This is a genomic window from Methylobacterium sp. 1973, from assembly GCF_040545035.1.
Classification (GTDB): Bacteria; Pseudomonadota; Alphaproteobacteria; order Rhizobiales; family Beijerinckiaceae; genus Methylobacterium; species Methylobacterium fujisawaense.
In genome coordinates this window covers 96,817-122,931 of record NZ_JBEPLA010000011.1, presented here as the reverse complement: position 1 = coordinate 122,931, position 26,115 = coordinate 96,817, and the positions used below count along the sequence as shown (strand labels likewise).

Genomic DNA, 26,115 nt, shown 5'->3' with positions numbered 1-26,115 from the left:
GGGACCCCTGGCGGCGGCGTGCGCCGCACCTGATATCTGCGCGGGCTTGAAGCGGACGGACGCAAGTCGATGGTCGAACCGATGAACTGGATCTCGGAGGTGGTGCGCCCCCGGATCAAGACCCTGTTCAAGCGCGAGACGCCCGAGAATCTCTGGGTCAAGTGCCCGGATACGGGGCAGATGGTGTTCCACAAGGAGGTGGAGGCCAACCACTGGGTCATTCCCGGCTCCGAGCATCACCTGAAGATGGGCGCCCAGGCGCGCCTGAAGATGATGTTCGACGAGGGCACCTGGATCGACGTGGCGCTGCCGGAGGTCGCCACCGACCCGCTGAAGTTCCGCGATGAGAAGCGTTACGTCGACCGGCTCAAGGAGGCCCGGGCCAAGACCGGCCTGCAGGACGCGTTCAAGATCGGGTTCGGCCGGGTCGGCGGTCTGCCGATGACGCTCGCGGCGCAGGAATTCGGCTTCATGGCGGGCTCCCTCGGCATGGCGGCGGGCGAGGCCTTCGTGCGCGGCGCCGAGACGGCGCTGGAGAAGCGCACGCCCTACGTGCTGTTCGCGGCGTCGGGCGGTGCGCGGATGCAGGAGGGAATCCTGTCCCTGATGCAGATGCCGCGGACCACGGTGGCGGTGCGCCGGCTCAACGCGGCGCGGCTCCCCTACATCGTGGTGCTGACGAACCCGACCACCGGCGGCGTCACCGCCTCCTACGCCATGCTGGGCGACGTCCACCTCGCCGAGCCGGGCGCCCTGATCTGCTTCGCGGGACCCCGGGTGATCGAGCAGACCATCCGGGAGAAGCTGCCGGACGGTTTCCAGCGGGCGGAGTACCTGCGCGAGCACGGCATGGTCGATCAGGTGGTCCATCGGCACCAGCTCAAGGAGACGATCACGCGTCTCTGCAGCCTCCTGACCCAAGCGCCCCAGGCCGCCGCGCCGGCGGCACCCTCCGAGGCGGCCTGACCCGGCGATGGCCTCGTCCGATGCCCTGATGGCGCGTTTCCTGGCGCTCCACCCCCGCACCATCGACCTGTCCCTGGGCCGGATCGAGCGGTTGCTCGCGCGGCTCAACCATCCCGAGCGCCGCCTGCCGCCGGTGATCCACGTCGCCGGGACCAACGGCAAGGGCTCGACCATCGCGTTCATGCGGTCGATCCTGGAAGCCGGCGGGCTGGCTGCGCATGTCTACACCTCGCCGCACCTCGTCCGGTTCCACGAACGGATACGCATCGGCGGGATCGGCGGCGGCCACTTCGTGGACGAGGATCGTCTCGCCGACGCGTTCGCCCGCTGCGAGACGGCCAATGCCGGCGAGCCGATCACGATGTTCGAGATCACCACGGCCGCGGCCTTCCTGCTGTTCTCCGAGAGCCCGGCCGACGTGCTGCTCCTGGAGGTCGGCCTCGGCGGCCGGCTCGACGCCACCAACGTGATCGACCGGCCGGCCTGCGCGGTGGTCACGCCGATCGGCCGCGACCACGCCGAGTATCTCGGCGACACGGTCGAATCGGTCGCGACCGAGAAGGCCGGGATCTTCAAGCGCGGCTGCCCGGCGGTGATCGCCGCCCAGGATTACGCCGAGGCCGATGCCGTCCTCTGCCGGCGTGCGGAAGCCGTCGGCGCCGGGCCGGTGTTCGTCGGCAACCAAGACTTCTCCGTGCACGAGGAACGCGGCCGCCTCGTCTATCAGGACGAGACCGACCTGTTCGATCTGCCGCGGCCGCGCCTCGCCGGGCGCCACCAGCTGGTCAATGCCGGCACGGCGATCACCGCGCTGCGCGCCGCCGGATTCGGCGATATCGGCACGGCGGCCCTGGAGCGGGGCCTCACCGAGGTCGATTGGCCGGGGCGTCTGCAGCGTCTCGGCCGCGGCCGTCTGGCCGCCCAGCTCGATCCCGGCACCGAGCTGTGGCTCGATGGCGGCCACAACATCGACGGCGGCCGGATCCTCGCGGCCGCCATGGCGGATCTCGGCGAGAAGAGCGACGTGCCGCTTGTCCTCGTGGTCGGCCTCCTCGGCACGAAGGACGCCGACGGGTTCCTGCGCAATTTCGTCGGACTCGCCCGCGCCCTCGTGGCCGTCCCGATCACCGGGACCATGGCCGCGCGCCCGGCCGAAGAGGTCGCGCGGATCGGCGAGGAGGTGGGTCTCTCCACCTACGCGGCGCCGAGCATCGAGGCCGCCCTCGCCCTGGTGCGGGACATCGCCTTCGAGCGCCCCCCGCGAATCCTGATCTGCGGATCCCTCTACTTGGCCGGCATGGTTCTCGCCGCCAACGACACGCCGCCGGTCTGAGTCGTCTCCAGTGCGGCCGACCTGCGCGCGGCCGCCGTATCAAGTGGCGGGAACGCCGGACATCTGTGAAGTCCGGATTTTGCATTCGAAAATCCGTCGAATCGCCGCAATCGCGCGGACGGAAACCCGTCCACGGCCACGCTTTCCTCCCGCTGTGGCAGCTAAGCTACATCCTCCCGGGGCTCGATCGCATAATTTCATCGGCGATCGGGCTTATGCTGGGGATCACAGTAATGAAGAAGCTTCTCACGTCTCTCGCGGCTTTCACCGCACTCACCGCTGCCGCTTCGGCCGCCGACCTGCCGCGCCGCGCTGCGCCGCCGCCGGTGTTCACGCCCGTTCCGGTGTTCACCTGGACCGGTGCCTACTTCGGTATCAACGCCGGCTACGCGTTCGACGCCAGCAGCAACTCGACCCGCGGCTTCGTGCAGACGCCCGGCAACCCGGTCGCTCTCGTCCCGGGCGGTCTCGTTCCCTACCAGGCCCTGCTGCCGAACGGCTCGTCGCTGATCTACAGCAACGACAGCCGCGAAGGTTTCTCGGGCGGTGGCCAGATCGGCTACAACTGGCAGCTGACCCCGGGCTCCGGCGCCGTGATCGGCTTCGAGGCTGACGCCCAGTACCTCGACTTCGGCCGTCGCGCTCGCTTCGCCACCAACGCCGTGGCGATCAACCCGGGCTTCATCCCGGTCAACGGCACGCTCAACACCATCGACTTCTTCGGCACCGTCCGCGGTCGTCTCGGTTGGGCCTTCGACCGGACCCTGGTGTACGCCACCGGCGGTTTCGCCTACGCCACCGGCACGGATGACGGCGCTCGCGTCGGCCTGCAGAACTTCGCTGGCCGCCGGAACGACTTCAAGACCGGCTGGACCGTCGGCGGCGGTGTCGAGTACGCCCTGCCCACCGACTCGTTCCTGAACTTCTTCCGCTCCTCGGCCGTCACGCTGAAGGTCGAAGGTCTGTACGTGAACCTCGACAACAACAACGGACGCGCCCAGGCGCCGCTGGTTGGTGCTGCGATCTCCCCGGTCGGCCTCGTGCCGGTGTACTCGCTCTCCGGCATCAGCCGGAACGAGAACGCCTTCGCCGTCGTCCGCGCCGGCCTGAACTACAAGTTCGGCTCGTACTAAGACCTGATACCGGATCCCGGGCTCGACCCCGGGATCCACCAATAATCTTGGGCTCGAAACCGAGAAAGCCCGGCCTCGCGGCCGGGCTTTCTTTTTTATCGTCTAGGTCTTGGGAGTGGCTCAGGCGGTCTGGGCGCCGATCCAGCGCGACAGGTCGCCCTTCGGGGCCGCGCCGACCTTCTGGTCCACACGCTCGCCGTTCTTGAACAGCAGCAGCGTCGGGATCGAGCGGATGCCGTACTGGGCGGCGATCTGCGGATTCTCGTCGACATTGACCTTGGCGATCTTCACCTTGCCCTGCAGGTCGGTGGCGATCTCCTCGAGCGCCGGACCGATCTGACGGCACGGGCCGCACCACTCCGCCCAGAAATCCACCACGACGGGCTCGGCGGACTTGAGAACGTCCTGCTCGAAGCTCGCGTCGGTTACCTTCACCGTCGCCATAACGTTACCTTTCGGAAGCCGCCGTCCGTCGGACGGCGTCGAACGGGCAGGGGCCCGTGCGGTCCCGCCAGAATTGGCGACGCCCCGGCGCGCGGTCAAGAAGTCCGACCGACCCGGCCCGGCGGCCGTCGCGGTGGGCGCACCACCCATGTGCGGTGCCGCATGCCGGTCGCCGTGCTCGCCCGGACGGCCGGAACGGACCATTCACGCCTCGATGCCGACCCGGTCCAGTGCCGCCGCAACGTCGTCGGGGCCGAGGGTGCGGATCACCGGGCCCGAGGTCCAGACGAGGATCGGCTGGATCGTCCGGCCCGGATAGATCTGCGCGAGAAGGCGCGCATAGAGGGCGATCTGGCCGGCCTCCGCCGCGGGGAGGGGGGCGTCGGGTTCGGGCGGGCGGCCGGTCTTGAAATCCGCGATGCGGACGACGTCCGCCGTCACAGCGAGGCGATCGACGCGTCCCTGAACCGCGCGCTCCGCGCCGGCCGCCCGGACACGCCCCGACAGGGCCACCTCGGCGCGGGCATCCGGGCTGAAGAGAGGCGCGAGATCCGGGTCATCGATGATTCGAAGGACCGCCCGGACGATCGCGCGCGGGGCCGCGCGCGGGAGGCCGGGCGCCCGGGACCGCACGAAGGCGAGCCCGGCCGCTTCCCGGCGGGCGGGCTCCACGCGGGGCAGGTGCTGGAGCAGGGCGTGGATCAGGATCCCGCGCCGCCGGGCCTGCGCGTCCGCGAGGCGCGGCGGCGGTACGCGCGCGCCGTCCGCCGCCTGGAGTGCGCCGGACGGGCTCAGGGCCTCGACCTCCGGTTCCGGCGGGACCGGGCTGCGCAGCCAGTCCGGCTCCGGCTCCGGAGACCGCGCAGCCGCGGAGGCCGCCGCCGCCGGGGCCGGCATCTGCGGGGCGCCATCCTGCCAGAACGTCGCCGGTCCGTAGGACAGGTCCAGCGTCCGGCCGGCCCCGAGCGCCGCTTCCAGGCCGGCATGGATCATCCGGCACCACGCCGCCTCGCTCTCGCGCTCGTGGCCGCGGAAGGGCGCGACGATGAGCCGGTCGGCGGCGCGGGTCATGGCGACGTAGAGCAGGCGGTTGTGCTCCTGCCGGGCCTTCGCGAGCAGGGCCGCCCGCGCGGCGTCGGTGGCGGCGCAATCCTGGGTCCGCCCGCCCGACCAGACCGGCGGCAGGGCGATCTCCGTCGCCGGGAGCGGCAGGAGGGGCGGATCGTTGCGGCCCAGGGGCTCGCAGCCGTCGAGGATCACCACGACCGGCGCCTCCAGACCCTTCGCGCCGTGGACCGTCATCACCCGGACCTCGTCGCGGCCCGATTCGAGGTCGCGTTTGACGGTGTGACCGGCCTCGGCACCGACGTAGCGGGCGAGGAAGCCGCCGAGGGACGGCGCGTCCTCGCCGGTCTCGGCCTGGGCGGCGGCTGCGAGGAACACGTCGATGGCGTCCCCCGCCTCGCCGCCGAGACGGGCCACAAGCTTCGCCCGGCCCCCCTGCGGTCCGAGAAGCCGCGCGTAGAAGCCGAACGGGCCGTGGAGCCCGGCCAGCGCGATCCACCCCGACAGGGCCTCGAGCCCGCGCCTTGCGGCCGGGTCGCCGGACGCGGCATGGCGGTGCAGGGCGTCCTCCAGAGTCTCTGCGAGGTCGCGGCGGGTGGCGATCCGCACGAGGTCGTTGTCGGTCAGCCCGACGAGCGGCGTCTTGAGGGCGGTGGCGAGGGTCAGGTCGTCGGCCGGCAGGAGACCCGCACGCCCGGCGGCGACCAGATCGGCGACCGCGATATGGGCGGAGACCTCCAGCCGGTCTTGCCCGGCGACCGGAACGCCCAGTCCCTTCAGGGCGCGGATCACCTCCTCGAAGGCGGGCCCGCGCTTCCGGACCAGGATCAGGACGTCCCCGGGGCGCCAGATCCGACCGGTGGCGTCCCCCGTCGTGGTCCAAGTCCGCACCGCCTGCGCAACCCGGCGGGCTGTGACGATCGCCGGGGCGCTGGTCTCCGGCGCGTCGACGGGAGCGGTCCAGGCATCCGGCTCGGCGGCGGGCTCCGGCTCGGCGATCGGCCACAGCTCCACGGCGCCGTGCGCCCCGGGCCGGGCGCTGGCATGCACGGTCGTGCGCACCGTGTCCTCGAAGGACAGGCCGTCATTGTGCGCATCGATGGCGAAGACCGCGTCGACGGCGCGCAGCACGAGGTCGGTCGAGCGGAACGACAGGGTGAGCGGCACGTCCTCGAAGGTCAGCCCGGCCGAGCGCGATTCCGCGATCCAGGATGCGCGGGTCAGGGCGAATTCCCGCGGCTCCGCACCCTGGAAGCCGTAGATCGACTGCTTGGGATCGCCCACCGCGAAGCGCGTGCGGCTGCCGGTCCGAGCGCCCTCGCCGGCGGCGAATTCCTGCGTGATCGCCCGCAGGATCGCCCATTGCTCCGGATTCGTATCCTGCGCCTCGTCGACCAGGACGTGGTCGATCCCGCGATCGAGCTTGTAGAGGACCCAGCCGGCCCCGACCCGTTCGAGCAGATCCAGCGCCTTGTGGATCAGGTCGTCGAAATCGAGGGCGCCGAGGCGCGCCTTCTGGGCCTCCACGCGGCGGTGGATCTCGGCGGCGATCCGGAACAGGGCCCGCGTCCGGGCATGGGCCCGGGCGGCGCGCAGGCGGTCGAACAGCGGCTCCAGCCGATCCCGCTCGGCGAGCAACGCCGCCTTGGCATCGGCCGGCACGCTCTTGGTCCCGAGGCTGCTGTCGGCCTTGGGCTCGTCCTTCTGGGTGAAGAAGACCGCGCGGTAGAGTGCCAGGGCCTCGGACCGGTCGGGAAGATCCGCGGAGCCGGCCCGCTCGGCCTCGGCGGCCGCCAGGGCGTCGGCGAGCTTCTCGTCGTTGGCCTTGCCGGTGCGGAGTGCTGCGATCAGCGCTTCCCGATCCTCCGGACGGCACCCGGGGCCGCCGTCCAGGATCCCGGCCTCGATCCGTTCGGCGGAATCCTCCGGCGCCAGGCCCAGCGCCCCGTGCAGCCGCCCGAAGGCCTTCTCAAGGCCTGCCGCGTCGCCGATGAAGCTCCGGGCCCGCATGGCCGAACGGATCGCGGACCGCAGGGTGTCGCCCGTCGCCTCGGGGGTGATCCGCGCCAGGGCGGCGCTGAGGGGCGTGTCGCCGTTCGCCACGGCATCGGCCAGCACGTTGGCCATCTCGATGTCGAACAGCTCCTGGGCCTTGGACTCGTCGAGCACCACGAAGCGGGCCGGCACGTTCGCCTCGAAGGGGAACATGTGCAGCAGCCGCTCGCACAGGGCGTGCAGGGTCTCGATCTTGAGGCCGCCCGGCGTCTCCACCGCCCGGGCGAAGAGGCGGCGCGCCAGCCGCAGGCGCTCGGGCCCGGCGCGCTCGCCGGTGAGGTCGGCGAGTTCGGCGGCGAGGGTCTCGTCGTCGAGCGTCACCCAGCGGCCGAGGAGCCGGAAGACGCGGATCGCCATGTTGGCCGCGGCGGCCTTGGTGAAGGTCAGGCAGAGGATCCGCCCGGGCGGGGCACCGTCGAGGAGCAGCCGCACCACCCGGTCGGTGAGGACCTTGGTCTTGCCGGCGCCGGCATTGGCCGAGACCCAGGCGGAGGCGCGCGGATCGGCCGCCCGCCGCTGGTTGGCGCGGGTGAGGTCATCGACGACGAAAGGGGCGGGGGCGTGCGAAGTGGAGCTGCTCAACGGTCCAATCCGGCTCGGCTGCCGGGTCTCTCTACAACAGAAACGCGCCCGCGGGCCCGCCAAGGCGTCACAGCGGGCATTGCGGGATTGCCCCCGGCGCGGCGCCGTCCCATGGATGCGGACGATCCTGTCCGTGACACCGAACACGCCCGTGACCCAGCCGACATCCGAGCCGGCGCGCCCGCCGATCCGCTTCCGCGGCCGCTCCTTCATGGCCACCGTCCTGGCGCCGATACCCCCGGTGGCCGAGTGGTTCGGCGACCTGGACGCCCTCAATCGCCGCGCCCCGAACTTCTTCGCCGGCCGGCCTGTGATCCTCGACCTGTCCGGATTGCGGCTCACCCGCGAGGATCTCGACGGGCTGCTCGCCGAACTGGCTGCGCGCAACATCGCCGTTCTGGGGATCGAGGGCGCTGCGCCGTCGCTCCTGGGGGCGGGCGCCCCGCCGGCCCTCGCGGGCGGCCGGCCCGCGGGCGAGGTCGCCACGCCGGACGAATCCGCCTCGGACGCGTCCGCGTCGACCGAGCCCCAGCCCAAGGAGACGGCCCGCTCGCTGATCCTCGACGCCCCCGTGCGCTCCGGCCAGACCGTGCTGCATCTCGAGGGCGACGTCACGGTCCTGGGCGCCGTCGCCTCGGGCGCCGAGGTCATCGCCGGCGGCTCGATCCACGTCTACGGCGCCCTGCGCGGCCGCGCGATCGCCGGCGCGGCCGGAAACCCGGCGGCGCGGATCTGGTGCCGCCGGTTCGAGCCGGAGCTGGTGGCGATCGACGGCCTGTACCGCGCCGCGGACGACCTCGACCCGGCCTTCAGAGGGCAAGCCGTCGAGGTGCGGCTGCTGGAGGATGCGATCAAGCTCAACCTGTTCGAGCGGGGTTGAGCGGCGTTTCCCCGCCGACGTTCGGGCCGTCGGTCGAAGGACGGGGCGCCTGACTCCGCTCGCGGTCGAGCCGTGAAAGCGTCCTCCGCTGCTCCGATACAAGGATCCCGGCAGAATTTGCCGACCGGATCAGAAACTTAACCCTTCGGTAACCATACCCGCCGTCAATGGTCCGGTAAGGACTCTTAACGGGCGGACATGAGCGAGACCCACCCCGAGCCGATCGATCCGGAGACCGCCCCCGCGGCGGCTCCTTCCGCGCCCCGGCCGCTCAGCCTGCGCGGACGGGCCTTCAAGGCCCTGGCCCTCTCCCCCGAGCCGCCGCTTCCCGAGTGGCTCGCGGGCCTCGACGCGGCGCTCAAGCGCTCGCCGACCCTGCTGAAAGGCCGGGCCGTCATCCTGGATTGCGCCCAGCTCAAGCCCGAGCCGGACGCCCTCGAAATGTTAATGAACGAACTCAAGGCCCGCGGCATCGCGGTCCTGGGCATCGAGGGCGCCGACACGGTCCTGGACGGCCTGCCGCCGCTTCTCGTCAAGGGACACCCGTCCGAGAAGGTCGAGATCCCGAGCGTCCCGGCCGAGCCGGAGCCGCAGGTGGTCACCTCGATCACCGTCGAGGGCTCGGTCCGCTCCGGCCAGAGCGTCATCAATCCCACCGGCGACGTGACCGTGATGGGTTCGGTCTCCTCGGGGGCCGAGATCCTGGCCGGTGGTTCCATCCACGTCTACGGCGCCCTGCGCGGTCGCGCGATCGCCGGAGCCGCGCGCAACCCGCGCGCACGAATCTACTGCCGCAAATTCGAACCCGAGTTGCTGGGGATCGACCGCCTCGTGCGGACGGCGGAGGACATGGGCACGGCCCTGCGCGGCAAGGCCGCCCAGGTCTGGCTCGATGGCGGCAACATCCGAATGGCAAGCCTGGATTAAGGGAGATCGACGCGTGGCAAAGGTTCTCGTCGTCACATCGGGCAAGGGCGGCGTCGGCAAGACGACGACGACCGCAGCCCTCGGAGCGGCCCTCGCCCAGGGCGGGCAGAGCGTGTGCGTCGTCGACTTCGACGTCGGCCTGCGCAACCTCGACCTCGTCATGGGCGCCGAGCGCCGGGTCGTCTACGACCTCATCAACGTGGTCAACGGCGACGCCAAGCTCCCGCAGGCGCTCATCAAGGACAAGCGGCTGGAGACCCTGCACCTGCTGCCGGCCTCCCAGACCCGCGACAAGGACGCGCTCACCGACGCGGGCGTCGCCCGGGTGATGGACGAGCTGCGCGACAAGTTCGACTGGGTCATCTGCGACTCCCCGGCCGGCATCGAGCGCGGCGCCCAGCTCGCCATGCACCACGCCGACGTGGCGGTGGTCGTGACCAACCCCGAGGTCTCCTCGGTGCGCGACTCCGACCGGATCATCGGCCTCCTCGATTCCAAGACCGCCAAGGCGGAGAAGGGCGAGGACATGGAGAAGCACCTGATCCTCACCCGCTACGACCCGATGCGGGCCGACCGCGGCGACATGCTCAAGACCGAGGACGTGCTCGACATCCTGTCGATCCCGCTGCTCGCGATCATCCCGGAGAGCCAGGAGGTGCTGCGCGCCTCGAACCTCGGCTGCCCGGTGACCCTCAACAACCCGCTCTGCGCCCCGGCGCGGGCCTATGCCGATGCGGCCCGCCGTCTCAAGGGCGAGACCGTTCCGATGAGCCTGCCGGTCGAGCGCAAGTCCTTCCTCGACAAGCTGTTCATGCGGAGGGCGGCGTGAGCATCCTCGGACTGTTCCAGAAGCGCAGCTCCGGCGCGGTCGCCCGCGACCGCCTGCAACTGATCCTCGCCCACGAGCGCGCGGAGTCGGGTCGCCCCGACCTCGTGATCCAGCTCCGGGAGGAGATCCTGGCGGTGATCGCCAACCATGTCGCGGTCGAGCCCGACAAGGTGAAGGTCACCCTGGAGCGCGGCGAGGGCGTCTCGACCCTCGGCCTCGACATCGAGCTTCCGCTCGGTGCCTCGGCCAAGCTCGACGCCAAGCTGGCGGCCAAGCTCGCCGAGGTCGCGGCCAACAAGGGGTCGGCCAAGCCGGCCTCCTCCAAGAAGGCCGCTTGAGCCGGGCGGGGACCATCCCCGCCGGCACGGTAGACCGCAAGCCGCGCTCGGCCCGCCGGGTGCGGCTTCGTCGTGCCGGTCCCCTGTCGATCCGCGACCTCGGCTCTCGACCGGGCGCGCCGTCGCACCATGTCGCAAATCTCGGGGGAGATTGGTGAAAGGGTAGCCATGCCGAGCGCCGCGACGGATGACGGGATCCGGCTCCACTACGAGGAGAGCGGTCGGGGTACGCCGCTGATCTTCGTGCATGAATTCGCCGGCGACCATCGCAGCTACGAGGCGCAACTGCGCCATTTCGGAAGGCGCTACCACGCGATCGCGTTCAACGCCCGCGGCTACCCGCCTTCCGACGTCCCGGAGGCCGTCTCCGCCTACTCGCAGGCGCGTGCCGCCGACGACATCCTGGCCATCCTCGACCATCTCGGCGCGCCGAAGGCCCATGTCGCCGGCATCTCGATGGGCGCCTTCGCAACCCTGCATTTCGGCCTCCGGCATCCCGACCGCGCGCTGTCGCTCTGTCTCGGCGGCTGTGGCTACGGCGCCGAACCCGAGCGGCAGGCGATGTTCCGCGCCGAGGCCGACGCCACCGCGGCGATGCTGCGTCGCGACGGCATGGCCGCTTTCGCCGAGCGCTACGCCGTCGGGCCGACGCGGGTGCAGTTCGAGGCCAAGGATCCGCGCGGGCATGCCGAATTCAAGCGGATGCTCGCAGAACACTCGGCCCTCGGCTCGGCCAACACCCAGGCCGGCGTGCAGAAGGGCCGCCCGTCGCTCTACGATCTCACGGACGCCTTGCGCCGCATGACCGTTCCGACCCTGATCGTCGCCGGCGACGAGGACTGGCCCTGCCTCGCCCCGAGCCTCATGCTGAAGCAGGTGATCCCGTCGGCGGCCCTCGCGGTCCTGCCCAATACCGGCCACGCCCTCTCCGTCGAGGAGCCGGATGCCTACAATCGACTCCTCGACGAATTCCTGGCGCAGGTGGAGAGCGGCCGCTGGCCGATGCGCGATCCCCGGGCGATCTCGGCGACGATCACCGGGATCAAGGGCTGACCGGATCCCGGGGGATCAGACGGAATCGCGCCGGCCGGTCCGGCTGCGTCGTCACCACCGCCTGGGGCAGGACCGGTTCGCGCTCGTCGAGCACGAGCCGGAACCGCGCCAGCAGACGCGCCAGGGACAGGACGGCCTCGCTCAGGGCGAACTGCGCGCCGATGCAGACCCGGGGGCCTGCTCCGAAGGGCAGGTAGGCGAAGCGCCGCGGCGCGGGGGCGCCCGGCAGGAAGCGGCCCGGATCGAACGCGTCCGGATCCGACCACAGCGTCCGGTGCCGATGGAGCACCCAGGGGCTGACCATGACGATGTCGCTCGCCTTCACCGCATGCCCGGCAACCGAATCGGGACCGAGTGCCCGCCGGACGACCACGAACGCCGCGGGATACAGGCGCAGCGTCTCGTCGATCACCGCGCGGGTGAGCGGCAGGCGCCCGTCGCTCTGGCAGCCGGTGGGATCGGTCAGGTCGGCGCTGCGCGCCTCGGCGGCGACCCGCTCCTGCATCTCCGGAGCGAGGGCCAGCAGGTAGGCCGCCCAGAACAGCGTGCCGGCCGTGGTCTCGTGGCCGGCCAGGATCATGGTGGCGACCTGGTCGCGCAATTCGTCGGCGGTGAAGGCGGCCCCCGTATCCGGATTGCGCGCCGCCGCGAGCAGGTCGAGGAGGTCGCCCGCGTGCGGCCTGTCCCGCTCGGCGTCCCGGCGCGCCGCAATGATCCGGTCGAGGAACGGGATCCAGCGGCGGCGGAACCGCGCGCGGGACCAGTCGAGGGGCACCGGCCAGCCCGGGGGGATCACGATGTCGAGGAGATGCGGCCGGCCCATCCGCTCGGCATATTCGGCGATGAACCGGCGCAGCTCCGCGCCGTGCTCGTCCATGCCCACCGAGAACATGGCGCGCCCGGCGATCTCGAGGGCGAGCCTGTAGAACGACGTGAACAGATCGACCGGCCCCGTCGCAGCCTCGGCGGCGATCCGATCCATCCCGTCCGCCACGGCGGCGTCGATATGGGGCACCAGCCCGTCGATGGCCCGTGGCGTGAAGGCGGGCGCAAGGGTCCGGCGCTGGTGCCGCCAGGCCGAACCCTCGCTGATCAGCAGTCCGTCGCCGAGGATCGGGCGCAGGATGCGGGTCGTTCCGGTGGTGCGGGCGTAGTTCGCCTGATTCTCGACCAGAACCCGGCGGATCGCCTCCGGGTCGCTCAGGACGAAGCTCGACCGTCCGAGAAGCCCCCGGCGGGTGACCGGCTCCTCGAAGGCGCGCCGGGGGAACCCCTCCAGCGCGTTGTCGCGGATCGAGCGCAGGTAGGCGGCGAGCGGCAGCTCCCGCTCCGGTGGCGCACGGTGCGGCGGCACCACGCGCGGCAGGCCGGCAAGGCTCGGGGTCGTCCGGTCCGGTCTCGCGCTCGCGTCCGAAAGTATGGGCATGTGGCGCCATCCTGTGCCGAAGACGGGCAAGCCTGTAAACCGCCGCCCGCACGCCGCGCGGACCGGTCACGCCTACGTCATTCCGCCGCCGTCCGCAGGCGCGTTTCGGCACTTCCGAGCGCCAATCGCGCGGGGAAGCGGGCCGGATCCGAGTCCGTCGAGAGGCTGGCCACCAGGCTGGCACGGGGCAGGGTGGCTTCCGTCACGTCGAGCAGCGTCCCGACGCCGTGCTCCAGATGCTCGTCCACCCGGTCGACCACGAGGATCTCCGGCTCGCGCAGGATCGCCCGGGCGAGGCCAATACGCACCCGGACCCGCTCCGGCAGGAGCTGCCCGCGATTTCCGACCTCCTTCTCGAGGCCGCGCCGCTGGATCGGCCGCTCCAGGTCGAATTCCCGGAACACCGCGCGGGCTTCCCGCTGGATCAGCGTCTCGCCGTGCATCCGCACCGTGTCGATGCGGCCGAACAGCAGGTTGTCCAGCACGGTGCTGCGCGGGTTGATCCGGTTCGGATCGTAGGATTCGACGTCGTATCCGTCGTCGCCGTGCATGAAGCCCTGCACGACACCCCGTGCGCCGACGATCCGCTTGGTTAGCGGTTGATTGAGGAGGCCGAAGCGCATCCGCGGCTCGACATAGGCCAGGGCCAGCGCCAGGAAGGCCACGCTGTCGGCTTCGCTGAGGCGCCCCGCCGCGGGCAGGCGACCGAGGCGGCGCAGATAATCCGGCAGCGCGTCCGGGGTGATCAGCGAGAACCGCCGGAACAGCGGGTGGCCCGGCGGCACGTCGGCGAAAATGTCCTTCAGGTTGCTGGCGATGGCGACGCCCATCCGGTCGAGTTCGTCGAGGAGCTTCACCTTCTCCAGCGCCTCGCGGAACATGGGCACGCCGGCGAGACGGCGCGGATCCGTCAGCGACGTATCCCGGGGGACGCCGAACAGCAGGTTCTCCGCCACGGTCGCCTGATCGTTGTAGCGGCCCCGGGCGAACGGGATCACGAGGTCGGCGAGGCCCTTCTGGGCGAAATGCTCCCGCAGGTGCTCCCGCGCCGCGATCATCCGCTGGCCCACCGGCGTGTCGTGGGCCACCGAACTGAGGGCGCCGAGCCCGAACCTGTAGAGATCGTCGCCGAGGTCGAGCCGGCCGAGCAGGTCGAGCAGACGATCGTCGAGATCCAGGGCGTCGCGAACCCCGAGGCGTCCGAAATCGATCCAGGGATCGTCGACGCTGTCGCAGGGATTGCCGGTCTTCACCGCCTCGTTGATCCGCGTCTTGCTGAGATCGAGGATGTGCGTGCGCAGCGGCTGGACGCGCAGCCCGTACAGGACATTGTCGCGCAGCGTTCCCGGGAACAGCACGGGTTGGATGCCGGCATACGCGATGCGGTGCGCGTGATCCCGTCGCGGCAGGGTGGACAGGTCGTGATCGCCGATCCGGATCGTGCCCCCGGGCGGTAGCTGCAGCCCGGCCAGGACCCGGGCGAATTCCTGCGCCACCGGGCCGGCCGGCACCAGGGCAAGCCGCCCCGGCAGGCGGATCTCGGCGTCGCCGACCTCGATCGGGGCGCCCCCCTGCGGATCGCGCAGGGACAGGCCTTCGAGACGCAGCGGGCTGCCGAGGCGTGGCGGCGGCAGCTCGGCTTCGCGCTCCACCGGCCGCAGGCGGTGCGGGCCGAAATGGGCCGCCACGGTCTCGTACTTGACCTCGACGTCGAGGCGCTGCTGATCCCAGTCGATCAGCTCCTTGAGGGGCGGGGGCAGATCGCGATAGGCGGCGAGCACCGCCACGAGCTGGCCGATGTCGAGCTCTCCCTTCAGGGCGAAGTACCCGCCGATCGCGTAAAACAGGAACGGCGTCACCTGCGCGAGCAGGTTGTTGAGGTACTTTACCGCGAACTTGCGGCGGTAGATTTTCAGCCGCAGGTCGTAGAGGTCGTAGAGCCGTCCGCCGATCTCGGCCCGCTCCCAGCGGCCGGTGTCGTTGAGCATCACCGCCTGCAGCCCGTCGAGCACTTCGGCGACGCGGCCGGCCAGGGCCCGGGAGGCGATCTGGCGCTGCCGGCTCAGGCGGATGATCTCCCGTCGCAGCCGCGGAATCACGATCATCTGCACGGCGACCATGCCGCCGGCCGCGATGCCGAGCCAGATGTTCTGCATCATGATGAAGGCCAGCGCGGTGGCGGCCTGGCAGCCCTGGAACACCGGCACCACAATGGCGTCGCCGATGAAGGCGCCGATCGGCTCGACCTCGTCGCGAATGATCGTCGCCGTCTCGGAGGATTTCACCTCCCGCTGCGTCTCCGGCGAGAAACGCAGCATCAGCGCGAAGAGCTGGAAGCGCAGGCGGCGCAGCATCCGCTCGCCGAGCATGCCCTTCTGCAGGTTGATCCAGAACTTGAACGCGCCGTTGATCAGGACGAGGCCGAGGAACAGGCTCGACAGGCTCAGGAGCAGCTCGAAGCGGTCGAGCTGGAAGCCCTCGAACAGGTGCGTCGTGCCGCCGCCGAGCGCCGCGGGCCAGTCCACGGTGAGTTCGAGGAATGGGGCGGTCGCCTCGCCATGCGCGTAGGCCTTGCCGGTGATCGCGTCGTTGACGATGCGCTTCGGCAGGTCGAGGGAGGCGAAGTAGAACGGGAGCGACGCCAGCACGACGGCGCAGATCCTGAGCTGATTGCCCTTCGAATAGCGCCAGATGTACGGGAACAGCCGCGGCTCAAGCGCGCGCATCGTGTCCTTCCGACGAAAGCCCGCCCTGGCGGCCCGAGGGCCGAATCGCCGCAGTCGGACGCTTGACCCTGGTCGATACGCTACCCGAGGGATCCGGTTTCATCCAATACACCCCGATACGGACGGCGGCGCGCCGGTCGCGGCGTGATCGCGCCGTCATATAGGGTATCCTGCGATGCGGGGGGCATGCAGATCTGCCCTGCAACGGCGGCTCGCGCCGGGCCCAGCCGCAGGCGTGGCGCCGGTGCCGCAGTCGAGAGCCGCCCCCAGCAATCCGGCCCGCGCGGTGCGCCCATGACGTCAGCGGCCTTGCTCAAGAGCGCGCGTCCTTATATTGCGACGCAACCACCACGACTCCGTACCTGAACCGGCGCGGACGGCCGCGCCGCGCGGCCGCCAGGGAGCCGGCACAACCCGTTTCGGGCCGCCATGAATCTGCGCAACATCGCCATCATCGCTCACGTCGACCACGGCAAGACGACGCTCGTCGACAAGCTGCTGGCTCAGTCCGGCACCTTCCGCGAGAATCAGCGGGTCGAGGAGCGGGCGATGGACTCGAACGACCTCGAGAAGGAGCGTGGCATCACGATCCTCGCCAAGGCGACGTCGGTCGTCTGGAAGGACACCCGCGTCAATATCGTCGACACCCCCGGCCACGCCGATTTCGGCGGCGAGGTCGAGCGTATCCTGTCGATGGTCGACGGCGTGATCGTTCTGGTGGATGCGGCCGAAGGGCCGATGCCGCAGACCAAGTTCGTGGTCGGCAAGGCGCTCAAGATCGGCCTGCGTCCGATCGTGGCGATCAACAAGGTCGACCGGCCGGACGCCCGGATCAACGAGGTGGTGAACGAGGTGTTCGACCTGTTCGCGGCCCTCGACGCCACCGACGAACAGCTCGACTTCCCGATCCTCTACGGGTCGGGCCGTAACGGCTGGATGGCCGACAGCCCGGAGGCCGACCCGTCGGTGGGCCTGGAGCCGCTGTTCGACCTCGTGCTGAAGCACGTGCCGCCGGCCAAGACCGAGGATGGGCCGTTCCGGATGCTCGGCACCCTGCTGGAGGCCAACCCCTTCCTCGGCCGGATCATCACCGGCCGGATCGCTTCGGGCTCGGTGAAGCCCAACCAGTCGATCAAGGTCCTCGACCGCACCGGCAAGGTGGTCGAGACCGGCCGCGTGTCGAAGATCCTCGCCTTCCGCGGCCTTGAGCGTGCGCCCATCGACGTGGGCGAGGCGGGCGACATCGTGTCGATCGCCGGCCTCATGAAGGGCACCGTGGCCGATACCTTCTGCGACCCGCAGGTCGACACCCCGATCCAGGCGCAGCCGATCGACCCGCCGACGGTGACGATGTCGTTCATCGTCAACGACAGCCCGCTCGCGGGCACCGAGGGCGACAAGGTCACGAGCCGCATGATCCGCGACCGCCTGTTCAAGGAGGCCGAGGGCAACGTCACGCTCAAGATCGAGGAGGCGGCCGACAAGGACTCGTTCTACGTCTCGGGCCGCGGCGAGCTGCAGCTCTCGATCCTGATCGAGACCATGCGCCGCGAGGGCTTCGAGATCGCCGTCTCGCGGCCGCGCGTCGTGTTCGAGCGCGACGAGGCCGGCGGGCTCCTGGAGCCGATCGAGGAGGTCGTGATCGACGTCGACGAGGAGCATTCCGGCGTCGTCGTGCAGAAGATGTCCGAGCGGAAGGCCGAGATGCTGGAGATGCGGCCGTCGGGCGGCAATCGCCTGCGCCTCGTCTTCCACGCCCCGACCCGTGGCCTGATCGGCTACCAGGGCGAGCTGCTCACCGACACCCGCGGCACCGCGATCATGAACCGGCTGTTCAAGGCCTACGAGCCCTACAAGGGCGAGATGCCGGGCCGGCGCAACGGCGTGCTGATCTCCAACGACCAGGGCGAGGCTGTCGCCTACGCCATGTGGAACCTGGAGGACCGCGGCCCGATGATGATCGAGCCGGGCTGGAAGGTCTACCAGGGCATGATCGTCGGCGAGCACAACCGCGAGAACGATCTCGAGGTGAACGTGCTCAAGGGCAAGAAGCTCACCAACATCCGCACCACGTCGAAGGACGAGGCCGTGCGCCTCACCCCGCCGATCCGTATGACCCTGGAGCGCTCGCTGGCCTGGATCCAGGACGACGAACTCGTCGAGGTGACGCCGAAGTCGATCCGCCTGCGTAAGGCGATCCTCGACCCGAACGACCGCAAGCGGGCGGAGCGCTCCAAGGAAAACGCCGCCTGAGCTGAACGACCGGCAACCGGGCGCTCAGGCCCGGTTGCTGATGCAGCCCTTATGTCCGGCTGATCTCGGGCCCATCGAACCCTTATGCCGGGGACAATACCTCGGTGCGGCGGACCCGAGAGGCCCGCGTGAACCCCGTGACACCGATGTCCGTCGCGTTGAATCCAATCCCGTCGCTCCCGCCTGCCGCCTCTGCGCCGCCCTCCTATCTCGTCGGTCAAGACGGCGAGGGGCATTGGGTGGCCGTGGAGGCTGGTGGGCGTGCCGGAGGCATCTTCCGCAGCCGTCAGGATGCGATCCGCTACGCCTGCCTCGAGACCGGCTGCCGCCCCGGCGACGTGCCGCTGGCGGTCGGACCGATCCCTCTCCGCCTCTCCTGAGCCGCGAGCAGCCGCACCGCGTCGCGGTGCGGCTCTGTCGCGTCAGCTGCCGCCGGGATCGGTCTCGTCGTTCTGCGTGCCTCCGGAGGGCGTGCCCAGGCCGGGCTTGCCCTCGGTCTTCTCGTTCGGGTCCTTCACCGCGTCGGGGGCGACGTTCTTCGGCTTCTCCGGCTGCGGATCGGTCTCGCGGCGCTCGGTCATTCCTGGGTCTCCTGCTCGGCGCGTGAATGGCCGCCCGCCACTTTGGTGTCCGCGGCCGGGCCCCGCGAGGCTTTCTGGTCCGAATGGCCGCCGGAAGAACCGCCGATGGCGGGCGGCGCGCGTCCGGGCTCGCCGGTCGAACCCCAGCCCTCCTTCGGCTCGCTCCGTGGCGTTCCACCGGATCCCATGTCGGTGATCGCCGCCTGCTCGGGTGTTTGGTGACCACCCCCGGCCGGCGGGGTTCCGCGCGACCCGACCGCGTCGTCAGGCTTGCGGGTGACCGTCTCGGACTCGCTCGTCGCTCGGCTCATCAGCGCTTCCCGTCGTCCTGACCGACGGCGGCGGTGGCACGGTCGATGGCTTCGCCAAGGTCGGTGCCACTCCTGGCCTGGTCTTCCATCTGGCCGAGCTTCTCGCGCGAGGTCCCGATCTCACTGGCCTTGTCGGCTTCAGGACTTTCCCGCGGCGTCTGTCCGGTCTGCTCTGTCATGGCTCGCCTCGCTGCCTCTTCGAGGGACAACGGAGGCGGCGCAGGAGGGTTGCGGGGGCCGAGGCGATCGACCGCCGGCGGTCCCCTGATGTCAGGGGCCGACGATCCGCGGCAGGACGGCCTCAGTCAGGCGACGCACGGAATCCTCGGCAGCCCCGCGATCCGCCGCGCGGGCCTCGATCGTCAGCAGATCGCCACCCCGGAGGATGACGGCGGTCGCGCCCGCACCGCGTTCCAGCGCGTAGACACTCAGCCAGCCGATCGCCGGGCCGGCCGGCAGGGCCGAGAGTCGGCAATCCGGGTTCCGCCGAACGCAGAGCGTCTCGAGCGCGCCGAGGGACGTCCTGCCGGAGCGCACCCGCTCTTCCGTCCCGTCGGTCAGGCGCCCGAGCTGCAGCTCGATCGTCGGCGCACCCCTGCAGGACGAACAATTCACGCCGAGATGAAGCGGTGCCGCCTGCGCGGCGGCCTCCGGCCCGAGGGCGGTTCTGGAAGCTTCGGCCAGCCCGGTCAGGTCGTGCAGCGCGAAGCCCTGCGCCAGCGCGGCCTGAGCCCAGAGGCTGAGCAGAAGGACAAGGAGACCGCGCATCAGAGAATCGCCACCCGATCGACGGGTCTGGCGTTACCGGAAAGGCTTTTCCGGATCTAGATGCGGCGCTTTTCGGAACGGCGCGAACTATATCAATTGGTCTGTAGTGTTTATAGGCAAAATGGACGGAACTGAAGTTTCCAAAGATCACTTTTACTATTCGAGGGTTCTATTGGCGTAGTGGTCCCGTTCAGGCGGTGCGCCAAATCCAGCGTCTGTGGGGTATATGTCTCGCGCCGAACGGTGCCGGCGCGATTCCCGGGACACCCGTGTTGGAGCGGCCCGAGGGCCGCTCCGATAGCGCCTAACCGATTCCGTCGAACAGGGCCGACGAGATGTAGCGCTCGGCGAAGGAGCAGGCGACGGTCACGATGCGCTTGCCCTGGAATTCGGGCCGCTTGGCCAGTTCCAGCGCCGCGGCGACGTTGCCGCCGGTGGAGATGCCGCCGGGGATGCCTTCCAGGCGAGCGAGGGCCCGGGCGGTCTCGAAGGCGGCCTGATTGGTGACCTTCAGGACGCCGTCGAGGATGTCGGTGTGAAGGTTGTCCGGAATGAAGCCGGCGCCAATGCCCTGGATCTTGTGCGGGCCGGGCTGGCCGCCGGAGATCACCGGGGAATCCTCCGGCTCCACGGCGAAGACCTTCAGGTTCGGCAGGCGCGGCTTCAGCACCTCGCCGACGCCCGTCACGGTGCCGCCGGTGCCGACGCCGGCCACGAACGCGTCGAGCTGGCCGCCGGTGTCGCTCCAGATCTCCTCGGCGGTGGTCTTCCGGTGAATCTCCGGGTTGGCGGGGTTCGAGAATTGCTGCGGCATCACGGCACCCGGGATCTCCTTCAGGAGTTCCTCGGCCTTCGCGATCGCGCCCTTCATGCCTTGTGCGCCGGGGGTGAGCGCCAGCTCCGCTCCCAGGAAGGCGAGCATCTTGCGCCGCTCCAGCGACATGGTCTCGGGCATCACCAGGATGAGCCGGTAGCCGCGGGCGGCGGCCGTGAAGGCGAGGGCGATGCCGGTGTTGCCCGAGGTCGGCTCGACCAGCGTGCCGCCAGGCTGGAGCTTGCCGGAGGCCTCCAGCGCGTCGATCATGTTGACGCCGATGCGGTCCTTGACGCTGGCGATCGGGTTGAAGAATTCGAGCTTGAGCAGGATCTCGGCCTCGACCCCATGCTCCTTGGGCAGCCGGTTGAGGCGCACCAGCGGGGTGTTGCCGATCGTCTCGGTGATCGAGCCGTAGACCCGGCCGTGGCCGACCTTCGCCGGTGCGTTGATGGTATCGGCCATCGGGGAACTCCTGCGCGTGTTGAAGGATCTGACAGATCTCGGGTCCGGGACGGGCCGCGCCAAGGGATCGCTCACGCGAGGCCGGCCCGGCCGGTTCCGGACGGGAGGCTGCGATATCGCGTTGCCGCGGCCGGAGCAATCGGGCTAAGTGCCCTTACCGAAAGTTCTTTTCATTATTTCAAGGGCATTGGCCCCCGGATGGAAGGTCTATATCGATTGGTCCAAGCCTGATGGAATTTCATTCTCCAGCCCCCGTCGAGACGACCGGCGGGATCGGCGCGTCGTCCGCATCGGGAGGGCTGGGACGGCCCCGAGGGCCGACTCGTCGGGTCGCTCTGTTGGCTGGCTTCGGGGTGATCCTGGCACGGCCGACCTGGGGGAGCGAGGTGGTCCGCCTCGTGCTCGCCACCGCGACGCCGGGCGGCGGCTTTCCAGCCTTCGGGGAGACGCTCGCCCACGCCATCGCAGCCGTCGACCCGACTTTGGCGATCGAGCGGCGTGCCACCGGCGGGTCCGCCGAGAATGTTGGCCTCCTCCGCACCGGCCGGGTCGATCTCGGCCTCGTACAGGGCGCGTACGCCTATCCGGCCCTCGCCGAAGGCGGCGACCTGACCGTTCTGGCGCCGATGTACCCGACGCCGGGCCTGTTCGTGGTTCCGGCCGGCAGTGCGATCCGCTCCGTGTCGGATCTGCGCGGGCGCAGGGTCGTGCTCGGCACCCATAATTCGGGGCTCACCGTCATGGGCCGGAGCGCCCTCAGCGCCTCGGGTCTCGATCCCGAGCGGGACATCAGCCCGATGCTGCTCGACCGGGCCGGCGACGGTCCGGCCCTGGTGCGGGAGGGCCGCGCCGACGCGCTCTGGGGCGGCGGCCTCGACTGGCCGGGCTTCCATGCTCTGGCCGCCGATCCGGGCGGAACCCGCTTCTTCGGGCCGTCCGAGGCGGGGATCGCGCGCCTCGCGCAGCCGGGCGCGGCGACGCGGCGCCTGACAGTACCGGCGGGCAGCTTCGCCGGCCAGACGGACCCGATCGAGACAGTCGGATCCTGGAGCTTCGTGCTCGCGCGGCCCGGACTCCGCGAGGACGCGGCCTATCGCGTCGCGGCGGCGCTGGCGCGCACGGACTTGCCCACCGCCCAGCCGAAGAACCTCGTCGGCCTCGTCCCGGCGGACAGGATCAATCCCGGGACCGCCCGCCTCCTCCGCGAAGCGGGCGTGAGCCTTCGCTGAGTCCGCCGGGCTTCAGCGGAAGGAGGCGACGCGGCGGTCGCGTTTCCGCTCGGCTGCCGGCTGGTAGGCGATCTCGGCGTGGTGGGTGCAATAGGGCAGCCCGGTGATCGACCGGGCGCCGCAGAACCGGAATTCCGGGGTCGTCGGATCGCCAAGCGGCCAGCGGCACATGGATTCCCGCAGGTCCATGATGGTCACGCGTTGCGAGACCGCCAGAGCCACTGGCTCCGGAGCCGGCACGGGCGCGGGCGCGGTAAATTCGGGGGCCGGACGATGGGCGAGGATCGCCACCGGCTCGGGCGCCTGTGTCTCGACCACCGCGATGGCGGTCTCGATCTCGACGGTCTTGGACGGTGGCGCGGCGGCGGGAGCCTCCTCGCCACCCCGGGCACGCCCGGCCAGACCGAGGCGATGGACCTTGCCGATCACCGCATTGCGGGTGACGCCGCCGAGCTGCGCCGCGATCTTGCTGGCGCTCTGCCCGTCCTCCCACAACCGGCGCAGCAGCGCCACGCGATCATCCGTCCAGCCGAGAACCGGTTCCATCATCCCCTCCGCCCCCTGCGGCTCGGCTGCGTTCCCGAAAGCGAGGCCGTGTGTTCAGGCCGCCGGACGCCTTATCTCGGCCGACCGTGTCGCCGCGCAGACCGCGCCCTCGCGCGCCGGCTGCCGCACTGCGTGCGACACCCTGTCTCGCCAGGCCACGGGGGAACCCTAGCGCGGCGTTCGCGAGCGTTGCAAGGGCGGCCGGTCCCCCGATGCGGGCCGCCGCGGCGCCTGTCCACCGGCAATGGCGGCGGCCGATGGCCCCTCGGCCGTGCGATCGAGGCGGCCACGCTTGTGCCCGGATCCCGTGGAAACGTGACCCCTCCGCAACAGCGCGGCCATATCGTCCTGCTCAGCCGGCTATGGTGGAACAGGCTGTACGGCCAAGCTCGTTCCGTGTGGCAGAGTGGGCGCGTTACGCGGTTCAAGGAAGCGACGATGGGTTTTCGTCAGGTCAGCCTGCGCATGGCAGTGGCGTTCGGGCTGGCGGGGCAGGTCGCGGCGTGCGGCAGCGTCCCGCGGACTCCGTACAGCGCCGAGCAGGCCGCGCTGGCGACCATCCCCGGCGTCCCCGGTGCGCGCGTCTTCGCCGACGCGTCGGTGGACACGATCGCGGCGCTCGCCGCCAATCCGGAGCGTCGCCTCAAGGGCTTCACGTATCTGGCCCTGTCGGGCGGCGGGGGTGACGGCGCCTACGGGGCGGGCGTGCTCAACGGCTGGACAGCCTCCGGCAAGCGCCCGGAATTCACCCTGGTGTCCGGTGTCTCGACCGGCGCGCTGATCGCCCCCTTCGCCTTTCTGGGACCGGCCTACGATCCCTATCTGACCGAGTTCTACACCAGCGGCGTCGCGGGTGAGCTGGTGGCCTCGCCCAACCTGGCAAACGTGCTGTTCGGCTCCGGATTGTTCGGTGACGGACGCCTGCGCAGCCTGATCGACCGCTACGTCACGGCGGATCTCCTCAAGGCGGTTGCCGAGGAGCATGCCAAGGGGCGGCGCCTCCTCGTGGTGACGACGAACCTCGATTCCCAGCGGGCGGTGATCTGGAACATGGGCGCCATCGCGGCGAGCGGCGTGCCGAACGCCCGGGAGCTGTTCCGCGACGTGTTGGCGGCCTCGGCCAGCATTCCGGCGGTGTTCCCGCCCCAGTTCATCGACGTTTCGGCCGGCGACACGCGTTTCCAGGAGATGCATGTGGACGGCTCGGTGGTGACGCCGGTCTTCACCCTGCCGCAGAGCCTCCTGTTGCGCGACGGACGGATCCGTACGGGCGGCAAGGCCGAGATCTACGTGGTGATCAACGGCCGTCTCGAGCCGGATTTCGAGGTCACGAAGGACAACACGCTCTCGATCGTCGAGCGCTCATTCACGACGGCGAGCCGGGCGCGCTCCCGGGCCACGCTCACCGCGACCTACGCGCTCGCGCGTGCCAACGGCATCGGCTTCAACCTGACATACATTGACGAGAACGGCCCCAAGGCCTCGGCCGCCAAGGGCTTCGACACCGCCTACATGCGCGCGCTCTACGATGCGGGCCTCGAGAAGGGCCGGAGCGGCACCTTCTGGCAGCATACGGTTCCGGCTTCGCCGGTCCTCAGAGAGACCGCGAGCGTCGTGGCGCACTGATCGAACGGGGTTTTGCCGCGCGCCCGGCAGGGCGCGCGGTGGACGATGTCAGGTCCCGGAGCCGGATTGCCGGCGCAGGCCCGGTCCTGCCGACCTCTTATTTGCCCAGGATCTTCGTCACGAGGCGGCCGAGCGGGGTCGCCGAGCTGGCGTTCCGGTCGTCGCGGTACACGGGACGGTTCTCGTTGCCGAGGATCTTGGTGACGATGCGTCCGATCAGGTTCATGGCTCGGCCCTCCGTTATCGCGCCCAAATGGCGCAGCTTCCTATCAACGGGTGAGATGTGGGCCGCGTTCCAGATCACGCTCCCGATCGGCCGGCTCAGATCTGCATCAGGCGGATGTTGTTGGTGTTGCCGGCCGAATGGAACGGGATGCCGGCGGTGACCACGATGATGTCGTTCGGCTTGGCGAAGCCCTCGTCCTGCGCATGGTGGCGGGCCTTCGTGGTCATTTCCTCGTAGCTGTCGACATCCTCCGTCAGGACGCTGTGCGCACCCCAGAGCAGGCTCAACCGCCGCGAGGTTGCGACGTTCGGGGTCAAGGCCAGGATCGCAGCGGCCGGACGCTTGCGCGCCACCCGTGCCGCCGTGGTCCCGCTCGCCGTGTAGGCGACGATCGCGGCGGCGCGCACGGCCTCGGCGAGATCGGCCGTGGCGGTCGCCACCGCATGCGGCGGCGTCTCCTCCTCGCCCGGCTCCGAGGCCGCGATGATCGAGTGATAGAGCTTGTGCCCCTCCACGCTGCGGATGATCCGGTCCATCATCGCCACCGCCTCGACCGGGTAGCGGCCGGTCGCCGATTCCGCCGAGAGCATCACCGCGTCGGCGCCGTCATAGATGGCGGTGGCGACGTCCGACGCCTCGGCCCGGGTCGGCGCCGGGGCGTTGACCATGGAATCGAGCATCTGGGTCGCCACGACCACGGGCTTCACGGCCAGCCGGCAGGCCCGGATCAGCTCCTTCTGCCGCGCCGGCACGTCCTCGTGCGGGATCTCGACGCCGAGATCGCCGCGGGCGACCATCACGGCATCGGAGAGCCGGATGATGTCGTCGATCCGGTCCAGCGCCTGCGGTTTCTCGATCTTCGACATGATGCCGGCGCGGTCGCCGATGATGCCCCGCGCCTCGATCACGTCGGAGGGCTTCTGGACGAAGGACAGGGCGACCCAGTCGACGCCGAGATCCAGTCCGAAGGCGAGGTCGGCCCGGTCCTTCTCGGTGAGCGGCGAGAGATCCAGCAGGGTGCCCGGCAGGTTCACGCCCTTGCGGTTCGAGATCGGTCCGCCGGTGATCACCTCGGCGGTGATGGAAGTCCGCTCGGGCCCTGTGACCCGCACCCGCACCCGCCCGTCGTCGATGAGGAGTTCCTGGCCCGGCACGACGGCGTCGAAGATCTCCGGGTGGTGCAGCGGGATCGCCTGCTTGTCACCGTCGGCGCCCTCGAGGACGAAGCGCACCGTCTCCCCGGCCTGAAGATCGAGCCGGCCGCCTTGCAGCGTGCCGATCCGGATCTTCGGTCCCTGGAGATCCTGCAGGATGCCGATCGGCCGGCCCACCTCCTTCTCCAGGTCGCGGATCGCCGCGTGGACCTTGGCGTGATCCGCCTGGACGCCGTGGCTGAAGTTCAACCGGAACGTGTCGACGCCGGCGAGGAACAGGGCGCGGAGCTGGTCCGGCGTGGAGCTGGCGGGACCGACGGTGGCGACGATCTTGGCGTGGCGGTGACGGCGCATGCGGGTCTCGCCCTCCTGGGGCTGTCTCTGG

At 70.4% G+C, this 26,115-nt stretch carries 23 protein-coding genes; 11 read left to right on the top strand and 12 right to left on the bottom strand.

Annotated features, from left to right (window positions below; translation table 11 throughout):
• Positions 1-69: 69 nt before the first annotated feature.
• From accD to ABIC70_RS20575, 3 genes are all read left to right on the top strand, one after another.
• Positions 70-966: an acetyl-CoA carboxylase, carboxyltransferase subunit beta gene (gene accD / locus ABIC70_RS20585; protein ID WP_043346702.1), complete on the top strand. Its 897-nt coding sequence runs from the start codon at positions 70-72 to the stop codon at positions 964-966.
• Positions 967-973: 7 nt separating this feature from the next.
• Positions 974-2,299 (top strand): bifunctional folylpolyglutamate synthase/dihydrofolate synthase, encoded by a 1,326-nt coding sequence (locus ABIC70_RS20580; protein ID WP_043346700.1) that lies wholly within the window; start codon positions 974-976, stop codon positions 2,297-2,299.
• Between the two features lie 233 nt (positions 2,300-2,532).
• On the top strand, positions 2,533-3,432 hold the full coding sequence (locus ABIC70_RS20575; RefSeq protein WP_043346698.1) for an outer membrane protein: 900 nt from the start codon (positions 2,533-2,535) through the stop codon (positions 3,430-3,432).
• 120 nt (positions 3,433-3,552) lie between these two features.
• Here ABIC70_RS20575 and trxA read toward each other — a convergent pair whose 3' ends face one another.
• Together trxA and addA are read right to left on the bottom strand one after the other, a co-directional pair.
• Positions 3,553-3,876: a thioredoxin gene (gene trxA / locus ABIC70_RS20570; protein WP_010682902.1), complete on the bottom strand. Its 324-nt coding sequence runs from the start codon at positions 3,874-3,876 to the stop codon at positions 3,553-3,555.
• 204 nt (positions 3,877-4,080) lie between these two features.
• Positions 4,081-7,578 (bottom strand): double-strand break repair helicase AddA, encoded by a 3,498-nt coding sequence (gene addA / locus ABIC70_RS20565; RefSeq protein WP_354440896.1) that lies wholly within the window; start codon positions 7,576-7,578, stop codon positions 4,081-4,083.
• Between the two features lie 211 nt (positions 7,579-7,789).
• Between addA and minC (ABIC70_RS20560) the strand changes: the two genes are divergently transcribed.
• The 5 genes from minC (ABIC70_RS20560) (at position 7,790) to ABIC70_RS20540 (ending at position 11,605) form a co-directional block, all read left to right on the top strand.
• Positions 7,790-8,458 carry a septum site-determining protein MinC gene (minC, locus tag ABIC70_RS20560; RefSeq protein ID WP_354440965.1) on the top strand — a complete coding sequence of 223 codons (669 nt, stop codon included), beginning with the start codon at positions 7,790-7,792 and terminating at the stop codon, positions 8,456-8,458.
• A gap of 198 nt (positions 8,459-8,656) precedes the next feature.
• Entirely contained in the window at positions 8,657-9,385 is a 729-nt protein-coding gene (minC, locus tag ABIC70_RS20555; protein ID WP_043382925.1) for a septum site-determining protein MinC, read from the top strand.
• Between the two features lie 13 nt (positions 9,386-9,398).
• Entirely contained in the window at positions 9,399-10,214 is an 816-nt protein-coding gene (minD, locus tag ABIC70_RS20550) for a septum site-determining protein MinD (RefSeq protein ID WP_043346690.1), read from the top strand.
• Entirely contained in the window at positions 10,211-10,552 is a 342-nt protein-coding gene (gene minE / locus ABIC70_RS20545) for a cell division topological specificity factor MinE (protein WP_043346685.1), read from the top strand. The genes minD and minE overlap by 4 nt, the downstream gene beginning before the upstream one ends.
• 168 nt (positions 10,553-10,720) lie before the next feature.
• A complete protein-coding gene (locus ABIC70_RS20540) occupies positions 10,721-11,605 on the top strand; it encodes an alpha/beta fold hydrolase (protein WP_043382924.1) in 885 nt (294 codons plus the stop codon).
• Here ABIC70_RS20540 and ABIC70_RS20535 read toward each other — a convergent pair.
• Both ABIC70_RS20535 and ABIC70_RS20530 read right to left on the bottom strand, forming a co-directional pair.
• A complete protein-coding gene (locus ABIC70_RS20535; protein ID WP_051976078.1) occupies positions 11,595-13,031 on the bottom strand; it encodes a cytochrome P450 in 1,437 nt (478 codons plus the stop codon). The two genes, ABIC70_RS20540 and ABIC70_RS20535, sit on opposite strands and share 11 nt — an antisense overlap.
• Before the next feature lie 77 nt (positions 13,032-13,108).
• Complete coding sequence (locus tag ABIC70_RS20530; RefSeq protein ID WP_182591775.1) at positions 13,109-15,757, bottom strand: ABC transporter transmembrane domain-containing protein; 2,649 nt, start codon at positions 15,755-15,757, stop codon at positions 13,109-13,111.
• A gap of 429 nt (positions 15,758-16,186) precedes the next feature.
• Here ABIC70_RS20530 and typA point away from each other — a divergent pair, with 429 nt between their 5' ends.
• Entirely contained in the window at positions 16,187-18,010 is a 1,824-nt protein-coding gene (typA, locus tag ABIC70_RS20525; RefSeq protein WP_043346753.1) for a translational GTPase TypA, read from the top strand.
• A 422-nt stretch (positions 18,011-18,432) separates the two neighbouring features.
• On the opposite strand, the gene ABIC70_RS20520 is transcribed toward typA, so the two are convergent.
• The 5 genes from ABIC70_RS20520 to cysK all read right to left on the bottom strand — a co-directional run bounded on the left by ABIC70_RS20520 (position 18,433) and on the right by cysK (position 20,949).
• Entirely contained in the window at positions 18,433-18,591 is a 159-nt protein-coding gene (locus tag ABIC70_RS20520) for a hypothetical protein (protein ID WP_164706369.1), read from the bottom strand.
• A complete protein-coding gene (locus ABIC70_RS20515) occupies positions 18,588-18,902 on the bottom strand; it encodes a hypothetical protein (RefSeq protein WP_053609474.1) in 315 nt (104 codons plus the stop codon). The genes ABIC70_RS20520 and ABIC70_RS20515 overlap by 4 nt, the downstream gene beginning before the upstream one ends.
• A complete protein-coding gene (locus ABIC70_RS20510) occupies positions 18,902-19,081 on the bottom strand; it encodes a hypothetical protein (protein ID WP_053609473.1) in 180 nt (59 codons plus the stop codon). Before ABIC70_RS20510 ends, ABIC70_RS20515 begins: the two co-directional genes overlap by 1 nt.
• Before the next feature lie 91 nt (positions 19,082-19,172).
• A complete protein-coding gene (locus ABIC70_RS20505) occupies positions 19,173-19,670 on the bottom strand; it encodes a hypothetical protein (RefSeq protein ID WP_179697009.1) in 498 nt (165 codons plus the stop codon).
• A gap of 304 nt (positions 19,671-19,974) precedes the next feature.
• A complete protein-coding gene (gene cysK / locus ABIC70_RS20500) occupies positions 19,975-20,949 on the bottom strand; it encodes a cysteine synthase A (RefSeq protein ID WP_075380693.1) in 975 nt (324 codons plus the stop codon).
• A 338-nt stretch (positions 20,950-21,287) separates the two neighbouring features.
• Here cysK and ABIC70_RS20495 point away from each other — a divergent pair, with 338 nt between their 5' ends.
• Complete coding sequence (locus tag ABIC70_RS20495) at positions 21,288-22,178, top strand: TAXI family TRAP transporter solute-binding subunit (protein WP_354440891.1); 891 nt, start codon at positions 21,288-21,290, stop codon at positions 22,176-22,178.
• Positions 22,179-22,190: 12 nt separating this feature from the next.
• Here ABIC70_RS20495 and ABIC70_RS20490 read toward each other — a convergent pair whose 3' ends face one another.
• A complete protein-coding gene (locus ABIC70_RS20490) occupies positions 22,191-22,727 on the bottom strand; it encodes a GcrA family cell cycle regulator (protein ID WP_502916033.1) in 537 nt (178 codons plus the stop codon).
• A 435-nt stretch (positions 22,728-23,162) separates the two neighbouring features.
• Between ABIC70_RS20490 and ABIC70_RS20485 the strand changes: the two genes are divergently transcribed.
• On the top strand, positions 23,163-24,350 hold the full coding sequence (locus tag ABIC70_RS20485; protein ID WP_043382908.1) for a patatin-like phospholipase family protein: 1,188 nt from the start codon (positions 23,163-23,165) through the stop codon (positions 24,348-24,350).
• Between the two features lie 97 nt (positions 24,351-24,447).
• Here the strand turns inward: ABIC70_RS20485 and ABIC70_RS20480 are convergent, their stop codons facing one another.
• Positions 24,448-24,576 (bottom strand): hypothetical protein, encoded by a 129-nt coding sequence (locus tag ABIC70_RS20480; protein WP_043354815.1) that lies wholly within the window; start codon positions 24,574-24,576, stop codon positions 24,448-24,450.
• Positions 24,577-24,671: 95 nt separating this feature from the next.
• Positions 24,672-26,084, bottom strand: a complete 1,413-nt coding sequence (gene pyk, locus ABIC70_RS20475) for a pyruvate kinase (protein WP_043382905.1) — start codon at positions 26,082-26,084, stop codon at positions 24,672-24,674.
• Between the last annotated feature and the right edge of the window lie 31 nt (positions 26,085-26,115).

What these genes read in the sequence shown, in the direction of transcription:
- accD (WP_043346702.1), top strand. Translation starts at nt 70, where the DNA reads ATGGTCGAACCGATGAACTGGATCTCGGAGGTGGTGCGCCCCCGGATC.
- ABIC70_RS20580 (WP_043346700.1), top strand. Translation starts at nt 974, where the DNA reads ATGGCCTCGTCCGATGCCCTGATGGCGCGTTTCCTGGCGCTCCACCCC.
- ABIC70_RS20575 (WP_043346698.1), top strand. Translation starts at nt 2,533, where the DNA reads ATGAAGAAGCTTCTCACGTCTCTCGCGGCTTTCACCGCACTCACCGCT.
- trxA (WP_010682902.1), bottom strand. Translation starts at nt 3,876, where the DNA reads ATGGCGACGGTGAAGGTAACCGACGCGAGCTTCGAGCAGGACGTTCTC.
- minC (WP_354440965.1), top strand. Translation starts at nt 7,790, where the DNA reads ATGGCCACCGTCCTGGCGCCGATACCCCCGGTGGCCGAGTGGTTCGGC.
- minC (WP_043382925.1), top strand. Translation starts at nt 8,657, where the DNA reads ATGAGCGAGACCCACCCCGAGCCGATCGATCCGGAGACCGCCCCCGCG.
- ABIC70_RS20540 (WP_043382924.1), top strand. Translation starts at nt 10,721, where the DNA reads ATGCCGAGCGCCGCGACGGATGACGGGATCCGGCTCCACTACGAGGAG.
- ABIC70_RS20535 (WP_051976078.1), bottom strand. Translation starts at nt 13,031, where the DNA reads ATGCCCATACTTTCGGACGCGAGCGCGAGACCGGACCGGACGACCCCG.
- ABIC70_RS20530 (WP_182591775.1), bottom strand. Translation starts at nt 15,757, where the DNA reads ATGCGCGCGCTTGAGCCGCGGCTGTTCCCGTACATCTGGCGCTATTCG.
- typA (WP_043346753.1), top strand. Translation starts at nt 16,187, where the DNA reads ATGAATCTGCGCAACATCGCCATCATCGCTCACGTCGACCACGGCAAG.
- ABIC70_RS20520 (WP_164706369.1), bottom strand. Translation starts at nt 18,591, where the DNA reads ATGACCGAGCGCCGCGAGACCGATCCGCAGCCGGAGAAGCCGAAGAAC.
- ABIC70_RS20515 (WP_053609474.1), bottom strand. Translation starts at nt 18,902, where the DNA reads ATGAGCCGAGCGACGAGCGAGTCCGAGACGGTCACCCGCAAGCCTGAC.
- ABIC70_RS20510 (WP_053609473.1), bottom strand. Translation starts at nt 19,081, where the DNA reads ATGACAGAGCAGACCGGACAGACGCCGCGGGAAAGTCCTGAAGCCGAC.
- ABIC70_RS20505 (WP_179697009.1), bottom strand. Translation starts at nt 19,670, where the DNA reads ATGCGCGGTCTCCTTGTCCTTCTGCTCAGCCTCTGGGCTCAGGCCGCG.
- cysK (WP_075380693.1), bottom strand. Translation starts at nt 20,949, where the DNA reads ATGGCCGATACCATCAACGCACCGGCGAAGGTCGGCCACGGCCGGGTC.
- ABIC70_RS20490 (WP_502916033.1), bottom strand. Translation starts at nt 22,727, where the DNA reads ATGATGGAACCGGTTCTCGGCTGGACGGATGATCGCGTGGCGCTGCTG.
- ABIC70_RS20485 (WP_043382908.1), top strand. Translation starts at nt 23,163, where the DNA reads ATGGGTTTTCGTCAGGTCAGCCTGCGCATGGCAGTGGCGTTCGGGCTG.
- ABIC70_RS20480 (WP_043354815.1), bottom strand. Translation starts at nt 24,576, where the DNA reads ATGAACCTGATCGGACGCATCGTCACCAAGATCCTCGGCAACGAGAAC.
- pyk (WP_043382905.1), bottom strand. Translation starts at nt 26,084, where the DNA reads ATGCGCCGTCACCGCCACGCCAAGATCGTCGCCACCGTCGGTCCCGCC.